The organism is Bradyrhizobium diazoefficiens, from assembly GCF_016616885.1.
Taxonomy (GTDB): Bacteria; Pseudomonadota; Alphaproteobacteria; order Rhizobiales; family Xanthobacteraceae; genus Bradyrhizobium; species Bradyrhizobium diazoefficiens_F.
Map to the genome: position 1 here is coordinate 7,732,147 of NZ_CP067102.1, position 14,206 is coordinate 7,746,352.

Genomic DNA, 14,206 nt, shown 5'->3' on the forward strand with positions numbered 1-14,206 from the left:
GTCCCGGCGAAGGCCGGGACCCATACGCCGCAGCAGCAGTTGTTGCGCGAGATGGTCATTACCTGTGTTCGCCAAACTACTGCTGCGGCGTATGGGTCCCGGATCTGCGCTTCGCTTGTCCGGGACGACAGCGGAGTATGAGGCGCGAACATTGCCTCACACGCCTCCCCTCACCCCGCCTTGCCCAAATGCTCCAGCGCATCCTCGGCCCGCAGCGGCACGCGTGACGCCTCGTTGTTGAGATCGACGAGCTGCGCCATCAGCCCCATCAACGCCTTGCGCTCGGTGGGCTTGAGCGGCTCCAGCATGCGCGCCTGGGCGCGTTCGACGGCCGGGATGATCTCGCGCAGGATCGCGGCGCCTTGCTTGGTCAGATAGAGCAGCTTGATCCGCTTGTCCTCCGGTGCCGGCTTGCGCTCGATAAAATCCTTGGCCTGGAGCCGTTCGATCACGCTGCCGAGCGTGGAGCGGTCGAAGGCGATCACGGCCGACAACCGCGTCGCGTCGATGCCGGGATGGGTGTGGATCGCGATCAGCGCCGCATATTGCACCGGGGTCAGATCGAACGCCTTGCACTCCTCCATGAAGATCGAGACCGCGATCTGCTGCATGCGCCGGAACAGATAGCCCGGCGCGGCATAGACCGCGTCCATCGTGATCGGAGGCAGAGGCTTACTCGGCATCGGGCTGCTTCTGCGGTGCGGCATTGGCGAAGGCGCCCAACGCCTTGGCCGCGGCCTCTGCCTTGAGCAGGCGCGGATAGGCCGCGACATCGACGCCGAAGCGGCGCGCATTGGCAAGCTGCGGCACCAGGCAGAGATCGGCAAGCGTCGGTGCATCGCCGAAACAGAACGGTCCCGGCTCGGCCCTGATCAGCGTCTCGCAGGCCGACAGCCCCTCGCGATTGACCCAGGCGGCCCAGTCCTGGACTTTCTCCTCAGCCAAACCAAGCTCGCGCAGCCGCGCCAGCACCTTCAAATTCTGCACCGGATGGGTGTCGCAGGCGATCGCCAGCGCGAACGCCCGCACCTTGGCGCGCTGCAGCGGATCCTTGGGCAGCAATGGCGGGTTGGGATGAGTCTCGTCGAGCCATTCGATGATGGCGACCGACTGGGTCAGCACCGCGCCCGCGTCGTTCTCCAGCGCCGGCACCAGGCCCTGCGGGTTGATGGCGAGATAGGCCGGCGCGCATTGCTCGCCCTTGCGCAAATGATGCGGCAGGTGCTCGGCCCCGAGGCCCTTGAGATTCAGCGCGATCCGCACGCGGTAGGCGGCGCTGGAGCGGAAATAGCCGTGCAGCTTCATCGGAACCCTCCCGTGAATTTTCTCGTTACTTAGCAAGAGTGGCCGCCATTGACGCTACAAAGATTGTCAGTATGCTGTCAATCTACAGAAAAACGACGGGAGCCGCGCCATGGAAGCCGTGACCAAGACGCCGGAACGCGAGGCGTTCTACAAGAAGATCGACGGCGAAAACCTCACCGCACTCTGGACAGTGATGAGCGATCTGATCACGCCTGAGCCGAAAAGCGCTTGCCGGCCGCATCTGTGGAAGTTCGACGTCATCCGCGACTACATGACCGAGGCCGGCAAGCTGATCACCGCGAAGGAAGCGGAGCGGCGGGTGCTGGTGCTGGAGAACCCGGGCCTGCGCGGCCAGTCCAAGATCACGACATCGCTGTATGCCGGCGTGCAGATGGTGGTGCCCGGCGACGTCGCGCCCGCGCACCGGCACAGCCAGTCGGCCCTGCGCTTCGTGCTCGAAGGCAACGGCGCCCATACCGCCGTCGACGGCGAGCGCACCGCGATGGAGCCCGGCGACTTCATCATCACGCCGTCGATGACCTGGCACGATCATTCCAACGAGACCGATGAGCCGATGTTCTGGCTCGACGGCCTCGATATCCCGCTGGTGCAGTTCTTCGACTGCTCCTTCGCGGAGGGATCGAAGGAAGACCAGCAGAAGATCACACGCCCCGCCGGCGACAGCTTTGCGCGTTATGGTCATAATCTGCTGCCGGTCGATGTGAAGCGGTCATCGAAGACCTCGCCGATCTTCAGCTATCCCTATGCCTACACCCGCGAGGCGCTGGAGAAAGCCAGGACGAGCCAGGAGTGGGACGCCTGCCACGGGCTGAAGCTGAAGTTCAGCAACCCCGAGTCCGGCGATTTCGCGATGCCGACCATCGGGACATTCATCCAGCTGCTGCCGAAAGGGTTCAAGACCGCACGCTACCGCGCGACCGATGCGACCGTGTTCTGCCCGATCGAGGGCAACGGACGCAGCCGCATCGGCGATGCCGTTTTCGAGTGGGGCCCGCGCGATCTGTTCGTGGTGCCGAGCTGGCAATGGGTGACGCATGAGGCGAATGACGACGCCGTGCTGTTCAGCTTCTCGGATCGGCCGGTGCAGCAGAAGCTGGATCTGTTTCGTGAGGATCGTGGGAACGCGTAGCCCAAGCCGTTCGCCACATCGTCATTGCGAGCGCAGCGAAGCAATCCAGAATCTCTCCGCGGAGACAGTCTGGATTGCTTCGTCGCTTCGCTCCTCGCAATGACGGGCTTGGCTACCGCCAGTGCAGCAGCCGCGTCTCCAGCCAACCGATCACCTTCCCCACCGCCAATCCGAACACCGATAGGATCACCACGCCCGCGAGCAGCTGATCGGTCTGCATGAGATTGCCGGCCTGGAGCACGAAGGCGCCGACGCCGTATTGCGCGCCGATCATCTCGGCGCTGACGACGAGCAGCAGCGCCACCGACGACGTGATGCGGAAGCCGGCGAGGATCGCGGGCAGCGCGCCCGGCCAGACCACCTTGCGCACGATGGTGGCGAACGGGACGTTGAAGCTTTGCGCCATGCGGATCAAGTTGCGCGGCACCGCATCGACACCGCTATAGACCGAGATCGCGGTCGAGAAGAACACGCCGAGAGCAATGGTCGCAATCTTTGGCTCTTCGCCGATGCCGAGCCAGAGAATCAGAAGCGGCAGCAGCGCGATCTTCGGGATCGGGAACAGCGCCGAGATGAAGGTGATGCCGACGCTGCGCGCCAGCCGCGACAGGCCGATGGCAAAGCCGACGGCGACGCCAGCCGCGGTGCCGAGCAGCCAGCCGACGCCGATGCGCAGCAGCGACGCCGAGAGATGCTGCCAGAGCGCGCCCGACATCGCGAGCTCATAGATCGCCCGCACGATGGCCGATGGCGGCGGCAGGAACAGCGGATTGACGAGCTTGGCGCTGCCCGCAGCCTGCCAGATCGCAATGACCAGCGCGAGCGCGATCCAGCCGCCGAAGCGGCTCGATGCCGGCACGAAGCCCGCGCCGCGAAAGCGGACGCGCCGCGTCATATCGTCCTTGGCTGATGTGTCCGTCGCGCGATCAAGCATGCTGCACCTCGCGCTCGGCATCGATCGCCTCGTTGCGGATCAGCGACCAGATCTGGTTCTGCAGCGCCAGCAGCTTCTCGCGCGCCGCGGTTTCGCCGCGCTCAGTGCGCGTCATCGGCACGGCTACGACCTCGCGAATACGGCCCGGCCGCCGCGACAGGACGACGATGCGGTCGGCGAGGCGTGCGGCTTCTTCGAGATTATGCGTGACATAGACCGCGCCCATGCCGCCATCGGCGAGCAAGCGGACGAAATCCTCCATCAGGAGCTCGCGCGTCTGCGAATCCAGCGCCGACAGTGGCTCGTCCATCAGGAGAATGGCTGGCCGGACCGCCAGTGCCCGCGAAATGCCGACGCGCTGGCGCATGCCGCCGGACAGCTGTTTTGGATAGGTCTGGCGGAAATCGGTCAGCCCGGTGCGGCGCAAGGCATCCTCGACCAGCGCACGGCGCTGCGCGGCCGAGAGCTGTGTGTGCAGCAGCGGGAATTCGACGTTGTCCTCCACCGTCGCCCAGGGCAGCAGCGCAAAATCCTGGAACACGAAGGTCAGCGGATTGAGACTGTCCGCCGGCGGCGCGCCACGCAGCTCGGGCGCGCCCGAGGTCGGCTGCAGCAGGCCACCGAGGATCGACAGCAGCGTGCTTTTGCCGCAGCCCGAAGGACCCACGATCGCCACCACCTCGCCGGCGCCGACGGTGAAGGAGATGTCGTCGAGCACGGCGAGATCGCCGAAGCGGTGGGTGATGTGGCTGGCGATCAGGTCCATGTGCTGCTCTCTACTCTCGACCCGTCATCCTGAGGTGCTCGCGCAGCGAGCCTCGAAGGATGCGCGGCCCGGATGCAGCTCGGCCGCTCATCCTTCGAGGCTCGCAGCGCAGTGCAGATGCACTGCGCTACTCGCACCTCAGGATGACGGGTTTGGGAGGGTGAGCGCAGCATCAATCCGCCTTCACAAAATCCTTGGCGATGATCGTGTTCGCATCAAAGCCCTTGTCCGCGAATCCCTGCTCCTGGAGCCATTTGATCTGATTGTCGACGTTCTTAACGTCGAGCTTGCCGTCCGGATCGATGTAGGCGCAGTTGCCGACCACCTGCTCGACCGGCAGGTTGGTGTACTTGGCGATGATCTCCAGCAGCGGCTTGGTCTCGTCGTTGATCGGCGCGACGCCGTCCTTCATCGAAGCCAGGATGACGTCGTGATATTCACGATCGGCTTTCGCGAGCACGCCGAGGAATTTTGTCACGAGCGCCTTGTTGGTCAGCGTCTTCGGCGAGGCGAACACCGCGCCCAATTGCCAGGGCGTCTCGTCGCCGACCCAGCCAAGGAATTTTGCGCCGCCGTCGTCCATCAGCTTTCGCGCGGTCGAGATGGGAAGCAGCGCCGCATCAACGGTCTCGCCCTTCAGCGCCGCGGCTGCGTTCGACAACGACTGCAGCGGCACGATTTTCACGTCGGCGAGCTTGAAGCCGTATTTGTCGGCGAGCAGGCCGAGCGAATAATGGAAGCTCGAGCCGACCTGGGTCATCGCGATGCGCTTGCCTGCGAGGTCCTTCGGCGTCTTGAGGCCGCTCGCATAGGCGTTGTTGCTGGCGAAATAGCCGATCAGGGGATAGCCGGCCTTCTCGCGGCTCATGCCGCCGATCACCTTCAGCACGCCCTTGCCGGCGAGATTGTAGAGACCGGCGGTGAAAGCCGTGACGCCGAAATCGACATCGCCCGAGGTCGTGGCGACCGCGATCGGCTGCGCCGCATCGAAGAACTTCAGCTCGAGGTCGAGGCCGGCCTCGCGGAAATAGCCCTTGTCCTGCGCGATGAAGACCGGCGCGGAGGACGACAGGCGGAGCACGCCGATCTTGGCCTTCAGGGCGTCTTCGGCCCGGGCCGCGCCCATCGCCATCATCGCCAAAAGTCCAGCTGCCGCGAGCCGCGCAATCCCGATCATCCCGCTTCCTCCAATGGTTCTTCTTGCAGTCCGTTACAGGCCCTCGGGCACCGGCTGGTCCCGCCCGATGAAGGCGCCCTGTTGTTTCAACGTTTCCTGCAATTTTTCAATGGGGATCTCACGCGGGATCCGGTTTCCGGTCAGCGCCAGCGCTGCAGCGGAACCGGCGGCCTCCCCCATCACGAAGCAGGCTCCGGAGACCCGCGCCGCCGACTGGCCCTCGTGGGTCATCGAGGCGCAGCGGCCGGCGACCAGGAGGTTATCGACGCCCTCGGGCAGCAGCATCCGGTACGGCAGCTCGTTATAGCCGCGCGATTCCGGGATCGGCGGGAAGGTGAAGACGACGTCGCCGGGAACATGGGCCTCGATTGGCCAGCCATTGACGCCGATGGAATCTTCGAACGAGGCGCAGCCGAGCACGTCCTCGCCGCTGAGCTGGTAGCCGCCCTTGATGCGGCGGGTCTCGCGGATGCCGAGCTGCGGCGGCAAGTCGACAATGTAGGATTTTTCAAACCCAGGCACGGTGCGCAGGAATTCAAAGGCGGCGAGCGCCTGCTTGCGGCCCTCGATCTCGCCGCGGGTGAGATCGTCGGGCTCGACACCATTGATGGCGTGGCCGTCCTCGCGCGCCACTTGCGTAAAATTCACCCGCCATTCGATGCCGGATTTTTGCGGCCGCACGATCGCGCTCTTGCGCGGGAATTTGTGCGTGCCGGCGGCGGTGGCCTCTTCCATCAATTGCGGGATGGTCCGCCAGGCATCGCCCGCCTTTGCGGGATCGATGCCGTTGAGGCGGAGCATCATCGACGGGTACATCGGATGGCCGTGTTCGTCGCCAATGTCGAACGGCGCGCCGGCCCAGACCGCGAGATCGCCATCGCCGGAGCAGTCGATGAAGATCTCTGAGCGCACCGCCTGCCGGCCGGCCTTGGTCTCGACCATCAGTGCATCGATGCGGCGGTCATCGCCCATCACGACGCCGGCGCCGAGGGCGTGGAAGAGGATGTGCACCTTGTGGCTGGCCAGCAGCTCGTCGGCTGCGATCTTGTAGGCCGCGGTGTCATAGGCTTGGGCAAAGACCTTGCCGAGGATCAGATGCGGCGCGTTGAGGCCATTCAGATGATCGATCCGCGCCAGCAGGTCGGATGCCATGCCCTGCACGAGCCGATGGGCCTCGCCGTAGACATTGCCATGCAGACCGCAAAAATTGGTGACGCCTGCCGCGGTGCCCATGCCGCCGAGAAAACCGTAACGCTCGATCAGCAGCGTCTTCCGTCCCGCGCGCGCAGCCGAGGCCGCAGCGACGATGCCGGCCGGGCCGCCGCCGAGCACGACGACTTCATATTCGCCGTAAAGCGGCACCTGGCGCGCTGGTTCTTCGATCGTCGTGGCCCGCATGGCGCGTCCTTCCCAAAATCTCTTGCTTGGGGCCGACTATGAATTAACGCGGCTCAAGCTACAATCCACCAAAATATGCGATCAGCTTTCTCGAATCGCGAAAGGTCGAGATGGACATTCTGGTGAACCTGCAGGCCTTTCTCGCCACCGCGGACGCAGCGGGCTTCTCCGCCGCCGCGCGAAAGCTCGATGTCTCGACCTCGGTCGTGGCAAAACGCGTCACGCAGCTGGAGGCGCGGATCGGCACGCCGCTGTTTCACCGCTCGACCCGGCAATTGCGGCTGACCGAGGCCGGTCAACGCTATGTGCATCGCGCGCGCGGCGTGGTGGCCGATGCCACCGATCTGCTCTCGCGCATGGGCGAGAAGGGCCACGATCTCGTCGATCACCTCCGCATCAAGGCGCCGACCTCGCTGACGGTGGCGCGGCTTGCGGACGCGTTCAGCGCTTTCCAGACCCAGAACCCGCGAGTGAAGCTCGAGATCGTGCTGATCGATCGTCCGGTCGATCCGGTGACCGAGGGATTCGACATTGCCATCGGCGCCTTCCCGCATTCCTTCGGCGGCGTGGTCGACGAGCCGTTGTGCGCGCTGAAGCGGCTGCTCTGCGCCTCACCGGCCTATTTGAAGAAGCACGGCACGCCAAAGCATCCGCGCGATCTCGTCGATCATCGCTGCCTCAGCTTCCTGCCGACCGGCCCGGAATGGATCTTTGACGGGCCGCGCGGCCGCATCAACATTCAGGTCAGTCCGCTACTCTCCTCCAACGAGGGACACGTGCTGGCGCGCAGCGCGATCGCCGGCAACGGCATCGCGCTGATGTCGCACTATCTCGTCGCGGATGCCTTGCGTGACGGCACGCTCAAGCCCGTGCTGCGCGACTTTCCGATTCCGGAATTGTGGGTGAAGGCCGCGATCCCCGAGCGGCGACGCAATGCGGCGGCAGTGCAGGCGCTGTTGACTTTGCTGAAAACGTCGCTCGCGAGGTCGCTGTAAGACGCGGCCGCTCACTTTTCAATGCGCCCCCACCTCGCCGCTCGCTTCTCGGCGAACGACGCCAGGCCCTCCGCCGCCTCGGCGCTCTGGCGCTTGAGGGAATGCAGTTGGACGAGCCGCGCGTAGGCCGCATCGTCCACGGCCATCCCGCCGAATGAGCTCTCCAGCGCGAGCCGCTTGGTCTCGGCCATTGCCCCCGGGCCGTTGGCGAGCAGTTGCTCCACCACCTTGGCGCCCGCGGCTTCGAGATCGGCGAGTGGCACCACCTCGTGGACGAGGCCGATGCGACGGGCGTCTTCGGCGCCAAAGCGTTCGCCGGTCAGCGCGTAACGGCGGACTTGCCGTACACTCATGGCGTCGCAGAGCTGGGGGATGATGATCGCCGCGGTCAGGCCCCAGCGCACCTCGGTGATCGAGAACAAGGCGTTGTCCGCGGCGATCACGACGTCGCAGGCCGCGATCACGCCGGTGCCGCCACCAAAGCAGCCGCCCTGCACCAGTGCCACGGTCGGGATCGGCAATGTGTTGAGCCGCTGCACGGCCTCGAACGTCGCCCGGGACGCCGCCTCGTTGGCTTCAGGCGATTGCGGCCGCACGCCGTTGATCCATTTGAGGTCGGCGCCGGCCTGAAAGTGCTTGCCGTTGCCCCTGAGCACGACGACGCGCAGGTTCGGCTTCTTGCCGAGATCGTCCATCGCCGCGAGCACGCCGGCGATCAGGGCGCCGTCATAGGCGTTGTTGACCTCCGGGCGGTTGAGCGTGACGGTCGCAACCCCACGCTCGTCGAGGGTCCACAGGACGGGGCTGGCAGTCATCGGCGATCCTCCGGTCATCTTGATTGCCGTGCACTATGGACGAGGCGACGGACCTCGATCCATATCTTTCCGGCGTGGGGCGGTCGCGCCCATCGCATGGCGGCTTGTGTCATGCTGGCGCCGGGCGATGACAAGAGACCAGGCCAGGCCAGGCGATCAGGGACGGGACATATCCATGCGCATCTGCATTTTCGGCTCGGGTGCCGTCGGAAGCCACCTCGCGGTCAGGCTCGCACGCGCCGGCCACGAGGTCTCATGCGTGATGCGCGGCGCGCATCTCGAGGCGGTGCGCGCCAATGGCCTGAAGCTGCGCGTCGGCGATTCCGAGGTCTCGGCCAAGGTGAATGCCTCCGGCGACCCGGCCCAGCTCGGCCCGCAGGACGTGGTGATCTCGACGCTGAAGGCCACCGCGCTGACCGGGCTGGTCTCCAGCATCAAGCCTCTGCTCCAAGACGACACCGCGATCGTGTTCGCCCAGAACGGCATTCCCTGGTGGTACGGTATCGGCCTGCCGCCGCGACACCCGACGCCGCCGGACATTTCCTTTCTCGATCCGGGCGGTCGCCTGCGCGCCTGCATCCCGAAGGAGCGGATCATCGGCGGAGTGATCTTCTCCTCCAACGAGGTCATCGCCCCCGGCGTCGTGCAGAACCTGACCCCGGACCGCAACCGCCTCCTGATCGGCGAATGCGACGACCGCAATTGCGAGCGCATCACGAAGCTGCGCGGTGTGTTCAATGACGCGCGGCTGGAATCGCCGCCGGTGGCTGAAATCCGCGAGGCGATCTGGTCAAAGCTGCTGACCAACATGTCGCTGTCGGTGCTGTGCCTGCTCACCGGCCAGACAGCGCGCGGCGTGCGCGACGATCCCGCCTTCGCCGAACTGATTCCGCGCATGTTGAACGAGGCCAACGATATCGCGCAGCACTTCATCCCCGAGGTCAAGCGCGTGACGCGCAGCGGCCCTGCCCCCAACCACAAGCCGTCGCTGCTGCAGGATTACGAGCTCGGCCGCGCCATGGAGATCGACGTGCTGGTGAAGGCGCCCGCCGCCTTCGCGCGCACCGCCGGCCTGTCGACCCCGACGCTCGATCTGATCGCGGCGCTTGCAATCCAGAAGGCCCGCGACAAGGGGCTCTACGCGACCTGAGCCTCAGGCGAGTTGGTCGATCCAAGCCGTAAGCGTATCAAGCACTTCCGCAAGCGCCTCTTCGTTGGTGCGGCCGGACTTCTTCAGCACCGCGAAGGAGTGATCGCCGCCTTCGATCTCATGCAGCGTCGCCTTCGCCCCAAGCGCCGCGACGACGGGCTTGAGAAGGCCGAGATCGGCGAGCCCGTCTCGCGTGCCCTGAAGAAACAGCATGGGAATGGCGACGCCACCAAGGTGCTCGGCGCGCTCAGTCGATGGCTTCTTGTCGGGATGCAGGGGGAAGCCGAGGAAGGCGAGCCCCTTTACGCCCGACAGCGGAGTCTTCGATTGCGCCTGCGAGGTCATGCGTCCGCCGAAGGATTTTCCGCCGGCGACGAGCTTCAATCCCGGGCACAGCCGCCCCGCCTCCTCGACCGCCGCCCGGACGGCGGCCTGGGCGACCGCCGGCTGGTCGGGACGGCCCTGCTTGTTTTCCATGTAGGGAAAATTGAAGCGGAACGTCGCGATGCCGCGATCGGCAAGACCCTCCGCGATCTTATCCATGGATGCATGCCGCATCCCCGCGCCGGCACCATGCGCCAGAACGTAGCAGGCGCGCGCATTGCCCGGCTGCATCAGGATCGCGGAGACCACGCCGATGCGCGCTATGTCGAGCTTGAGCTCTTGAGTTTTAACAGCCACAATCAACCATCCCCAACAGACGCGTTTCCAGCCGCCTTGGTAGCGTCACCGGCGCAGCCTGAAAACACAATAAATGCCGCGGCGGGCTGGCCTACCAAGCCGACGGCCGCATCAACCGAGGTGACCATGTCCTACCGCTCCTCCTGGATGACCGAAGAGCTCGACGTCTTCCGCGACCAGTTCCGCAAATATCTCGGCAATGATCTGGCGCCGCATGCCGAGAGATGGCGCGAGCAGAAGATGGTCGATCGCTTCGCCTGGCGCGGGCTCGGCGAGATGGGCGCGCTGCTGGCGAGCGTCCCGGAGGAATATGGCGGCCTGGGCGCGACCTTCGCCTATGACGCGGCGGTGCTGGACGACCTCGAAAGCACGGTGCCGGAGCTGACCACCGGCGTCTCTGTGCACAGCGCCATCGTTGCGCATTACATTCTCAACTACGGCTCGGAGGAGCAGAAGAAGCGCTGGCTGCCGAAGATGGCCTCAGGCGAGATGGTCGGCGCTATCGCCATGACCGAGCCCGGCACCGGCTCGGACCTGCAGACCGTGAAGACCACCGCGAAGAAGCAGGGCAATTCCTACGTCATCAACGGCCAGAAGACGTTCATCACCAACGGCCAGGCCGCCGATCTCGTCATCGTGGTCGCGCGCACCGGCGACGTCGGCGCCAAAGGCATTTCCCTGCTCGTGGTCGAGACCGCAGGCGCGGACGGTTACAAGCGCGGGCGCAACCTCGACAAGATCGGCTTGCACGCTTCCGATACGTCAGAACTGTTCTTCGACAATGTCACCGTGCCGCCGGAAAACCTCCTCGGCAAGGAAGAAGGCCAGGGCTTTGTGCAGTTGATGCAGCAATTGCCGCAAGAGCGCCTCGCGCTCGCGGTCGGCGCCGTGGCCTCGATGGAGCGCGCCGTCAAGCTCACCACCGAGTACACCAAGGAGCGGAAGGCATTCGGCAAGCCGCTGATCGATTTCCAGAACACCGCCTTCACGCTTGCCGAGCGCAAGACGGAAGCGATGATCGCGCGCGTCTTCGTCGACTGGTGCATCGAACGCCTGGTCGCCGGGGATCTCGACACCGTCACCGCGTCGATGGCGAAATACTGGTGCTCGGACAAGCAGGTCCAGACCGCCGACGAGTGCCTCCAACTGTTCGGCGGCTACGGCTACATGCAGGAATATCCGATCTCGCGCATCTTCATCGATTCCCGCATCCAGAAGATCTATGGCGGCACCAACGAGATCATGAAGCTGCTGATCGCGAGGTCGCTGTAGGACGCCTCGCCCTTCAATTCGGATGCCACCAGCGGCCGCCGATGACGACGCCTTCGGAGACGATCTTGCGGTCGCCGATCAGATGCTCGCCGACGACGTCCTCATAGTCGAACTGGCCTTCTTTCACCGAGATCAGCGTGGCGTCGCCGACGCTGCCCGGCTTGAGGCTGCCGAGCTCGGGCCGCCGCAGCGCCATCGCGGCGTTCTCCGTCGACGCCGCGATCACCTCCGACAGCGACATGCCCATGCAGAGGAATTTCGACATGGTCGTCACCTGGTCGAACGCCGGGCCGTCGATGCAGAGCTGATGAATATCGGACGAAATGGTGTCCGGATAGAAGCCGTTGGCGAGCATGGCGCGCGCCGTCTTGAACGCAAACGAGCCCTTGCCGTGGCCGATATCGAACAGCACGCCGCGCTCGCGCGCGTCCAGCACCGCCTTCTTCACCGTGCCCTGCGCGGTCGCCGGCGTGTTCGGGAACGGGCGGAATGCATGGGTCAGCACGTCGCCGGGGCGCAGGCGGGCCAGCACCTCCTCGTAGGTCGGCGGCGGATGATCGATATGCGCCATCAGGGGCATGCCGACCTCGTCGGCGACCTCGAGCGCGACGTCGAGCGGCACGGCTCCCGAGGTGCCCGAGGAATGCAGCCCGACGCGCACCTTGATGCCGACGATCAGGTCGCGATTGGCATCTGCGACCTTCGCCGCCTCGATCGGATTCATCAACCGCAACTCCTCGCTCTCGCCGACCATGATCCGGTGCGAGAAGCCGAAAATACCGGCGTGGGAGACGTGGAGATAAGCGAGGATGCGGACCTGGCTCGGTTCGATCACATGCTTGCGGAATCCCGCGAAATTGCCAGGGCCGGCGCTGCCGGTGTCGACCGAGGTGGTGACGCCGGAGGCGCGGCAGAATTCCTCGGCATCGATGCCGAGCGAGGTGCCGCCCCAATAGACATGGGTGTGCAGATCGATCAGTCCCGGCGTCACGATGAGCTGCGAGACGTCGCGCACGACTGTGCCCGGATCCGCCTTGAGCCCGCTGCCGACGGCGGCGACCTTGCCATCCGAAAACGCGACATCGGTCACGGCGTCGAGCTTCTGGGACGGGTCGACCACACGGCCGCCGCGCAGGATCAAGTCGAAAGGCATCATGGTCTCCGGATATGGAAGTGTGGTGTGGCCGGCATCAGCCGGGCTAAGGAGGGAAGTCTATCGCTTCTAGCAAGACTTGTGCTGGAGAGCCCGCCAAACAGCGGTCATTGCCCATGACAAAATGGCGATCCCGGGAAGACTCGAACTTCCGACCTACGGTTTAGGAAACCGCCGCTCTATCCGGCTGAGCTACGGGACCGCGGAACCCGTGGGTACGGGTTCGATCCCGTCATAGCAGAGCAAAATGCGCTTCGCCAGCCGCCAGGCTGGCCAGACCATCGTCAACCTGGACGGGGTGGCTATATGATCGCTTCCAGGCCCCTCTCGGCGGAGCAGCTCACATGATCGAAAGCATCAGCGCCATCACGCTCGGCACGCATGACATGGGGCGCGCCGTGCACTTCTACCGGTCGCTGGAGTTCGAGCTCTTGTATGGCGGCGAAGCCGCCGCATTCACGAGCTTTCGCGCTGGCACCGGCTACCTCAACCTGACGGCACAGCCGGAAGATAAGCGCTGGTCCTGGTGGGGCCGCGTCATCTTCTACGTCGCCGATGTCGACGGGACCTACGCGCAGGCGCGCGCTGCCGGGTGGCAGCCGTCGACTACGCCGCGCGATGCCGAATGGGGTGAGCGCTACTTCCATCTCACCGACCCCGACGGCCATGAGCTCAGTTTCGCACGGCCGTTGTCCTGACCGAATAAGTCGCATTTGCTGACAGCTCCAACGTGCAACTGGCGCAGTCTCAGCCGCCCTTGCCATAGGCGCCCTGATAGCGGCCCTCGCGGATCGCCTTCAGCGTCTCCTCCTCGCGCTTGATCTGGACACGGACGGCCTCCAGCAGCGCCGCCGCACCAGCGGCGGGAAACGACACCACGCCGTCTTCGTCACCCACCACGATGTCGCCGGGCGAGATCACGCTGCCGCCGATCGTCACAGGCACGTTGATCTCACCGGGACCATTCTTGTAGGGGCCCCGATGGATCACTGCGCGGGCGAAGCAGGGAAAGTCGTCGGCGGCGAAGGCCGCGACATCGCGGATCGCACCGTCGATCACGTATCCTTCCGCCTTACGCCACTGCGCGATGTTTTTCATGATCTCGCCGACCAGCGCCCGGGTCTCATCGCCGCCGCCGTCGACCACGATGACATCGCCGGGACCGACCAGCTCGAGCGCGCGGTGGATGGCGAGATTGTCGCCGGGCCGGGTGCACACCGTGAAAGCCGCGCCGATCAGCCTGCCGCTGCGATGATAGGGCTTTAGCCCGACCGCACCGGGCAGTCGCGCAAGATTGTCCGAGATGATCGAGGTCGGTGCATTCCGAAAACCTTCGATGATGTCGGCCGGCGGCTTCGGCACGCTGTTCGCTGCGATGGTGATGGTCATAGACTTCAGCCCCTCTGCTAT

The 14,206-nt window shown here is 65.1% G+C and carries 15 protein-coding genes and 1 tRNA gene; 5 read left to right on the plus strand and 11 right to left on the minus strand.

Annotated features, from left to right (window positions below):
• Positions 1 to 170: 170 nt before the first annotated feature.
• The gene (locus JJC00_RS36105) at positions 171 to 683 is read right to left on the minus strand and encodes a MarR family winged helix-turn-helix transcriptional regulator (protein WP_200470474.1); all 513 of its coding nucleotides are present in this window, start codon (positions 681 to 683) and stop codon (positions 171 to 173) included.
• A complete protein-coding gene (gene maiA, locus JJC00_RS36110; protein WP_200470475.1) occupies positions 673 to 1,305 on the minus strand; it encodes a maleylacetoacetate isomerase in 633 nt (210 codons plus the stop codon). Before maiA ends, JJC00_RS36105 begins: the two co-directional genes overlap by 11 nt.
• Before the next feature lie 109 nt (positions 1,306 to 1,414).
• On the opposite strand from maiA, the gene gtdA reads away from it, so the two are divergent.
• The gene (gene gtdA / locus JJC00_RS36115; RefSeq protein WP_200470476.1) at positions 1,415 to 2,455 is read left to right on the plus strand and encodes a gentisate 1,2-dioxygenase; all 1,041 of its coding nucleotides are present in this window, start codon (positions 1,415 to 1,417) and stop codon (positions 2,453 to 2,455) included.
• A gap of 112 nt (positions 2,456 to 2,567) precedes the next feature.
• On the opposite strand, the gene JJC00_RS36120 is transcribed toward gtdA, so the two are convergent.
• From JJC00_RS36120 to JJC00_RS36135, 4 genes are all read right to left on the minus strand, one after another.
• Positions 2,568 to 3,389 carry an ABC transporter permease gene (locus JJC00_RS36120; RefSeq protein WP_200470477.1) on the minus strand — a complete coding sequence of 274 codons (822 nt, stop codon included), beginning with the start codon at positions 3,387 to 3,389 and terminating at the stop codon, positions 2,568 to 2,570.
• Positions 3,382 to 4,155, minus strand: a complete 774-nt coding sequence (locus JJC00_RS36125; protein WP_200470478.1) for an ABC transporter ATP-binding protein — start codon at positions 4,153 to 4,155, stop codon at positions 3,382 to 3,384. The genes JJC00_RS36120 and JJC00_RS36125 overlap by 8 nt, the downstream gene beginning before the upstream one ends.
• A gap of 172 nt (positions 4,156 to 4,327) precedes the next feature.
• Entirely contained in the window at positions 4,328 to 5,332 is a 1,005-nt protein-coding gene (locus JJC00_RS36130) for an ABC transporter substrate-binding protein (RefSeq protein ID WP_200470479.1), read from the minus strand.
• Between the two features lie 33 nt (positions 5,333 to 5,365).
• Positions 5,366 to 6,730: an FAD-dependent oxidoreductase gene (locus JJC00_RS36135; RefSeq protein WP_200470480.1), complete on the minus strand. Its 1,365-nt coding sequence runs from the start codon at positions 6,728 to 6,730 to the stop codon at positions 5,366 to 5,368.
• Between the two features lie 110 nt (positions 6,731 to 6,840).
• Between JJC00_RS36135 and JJC00_RS36140 the strand changes: the two genes are divergently transcribed.
• A complete protein-coding gene (locus tag JJC00_RS36140; RefSeq protein WP_200470481.1) occupies positions 6,841 to 7,725 on the plus strand; it encodes a LysR family transcriptional regulator in 885 nt (294 codons plus the stop codon).
• Positions 7,726 to 7,736: 11 nt separating this feature from the next.
• On the opposite strand, the gene JJC00_RS36145 is transcribed toward JJC00_RS36140, so the two are convergent.
• Positions 7,737 to 8,540, minus strand: coding sequence for an enoyl-CoA hydratase-related protein (locus JJC00_RS36145; RefSeq protein WP_200470482.1), 804 nt, complete (start codon positions 8,538 to 8,540; stop codon positions 7,737 to 7,739).
• A gap of 175 nt (positions 8,541 to 8,715) precedes the next feature.
• Here JJC00_RS36145 and JJC00_RS36150 point away from each other — a divergent pair, with 175 nt between their 5' ends.
• On the plus strand, positions 8,716 to 9,690 hold the full coding sequence (locus JJC00_RS36150; protein ID WP_200470483.1) for a ketopantoate reductase family protein: 975 nt from the start codon (positions 8,716 to 8,718) through the stop codon (positions 9,688 to 9,690).
• A gap of 3 nt (positions 9,691 to 9,693) precedes the next feature.
• Here the strand turns inward: JJC00_RS36150 and JJC00_RS36155 are convergent, their stop codons facing one another.
• The gene (locus JJC00_RS36155) at positions 9,694 to 10,371 is read right to left on the minus strand and encodes an alpha/beta hydrolase family protein (RefSeq protein WP_200470484.1); all 678 of its coding nucleotides are present in this window, start codon (positions 10,369 to 10,371) and stop codon (positions 9,694 to 9,696) included.
• A 126-nt stretch (positions 10,372 to 10,497) separates the two neighbouring features.
• On the opposite strand from JJC00_RS36155, the gene JJC00_RS36160 reads away from it, so the two are divergent.
• Complete coding sequence (locus tag JJC00_RS36160; RefSeq protein WP_200470485.1) at positions 10,498 to 11,643, plus strand: acyl-CoA dehydrogenase family protein; 1,146 nt, start codon at positions 10,498 to 10,500, stop codon at positions 11,641 to 11,643.
• Positions 11,644 to 11,656: 13 nt separating this feature from the next.
• On the opposite strand, the gene JJC00_RS36165 is transcribed toward JJC00_RS36160, so the two are convergent.
• Positions 11,657 to 12,796, minus strand: a complete 1,140-nt coding sequence (locus tag JJC00_RS36165) for an amidohydrolase/deacetylase family metallohydrolase (RefSeq protein WP_200470486.1) — start codon at positions 12,794 to 12,796, stop codon at positions 11,657 to 11,659.
• A 125-nt stretch (positions 12,797 to 12,921) separates the two neighbouring features.
• Positions 12,922 to 12,998: transfer RNA gene (locus JJC00_RS36170), tRNA-Arg, on the minus strand.
• A 142-nt stretch (positions 12,999 to 13,140) separates the two neighbouring features.
• On the opposite strand from JJC00_RS36170, the gene JJC00_RS36175 reads away from it, so the two are divergent.
• On the plus strand, positions 13,141 to 13,494 hold the full coding sequence (locus JJC00_RS36175) for a VOC family protein (RefSeq protein WP_200470487.1): 354 nt from the start codon (positions 13,141 to 13,143) through the stop codon (positions 13,492 to 13,494).
• A gap of 49 nt (positions 13,495 to 13,543) precedes the next feature.
• Here the strand turns inward: JJC00_RS36175 and JJC00_RS36180 are convergent, their stop codons facing one another.
• Entirely contained in the window at positions 13,544 to 14,185 is a 642-nt protein-coding gene (locus tag JJC00_RS36180) for an RraA family protein (protein WP_200470488.1), read from the minus strand.
• Positions 14,186 to 14,206: the final 21 nt, after the last annotated feature.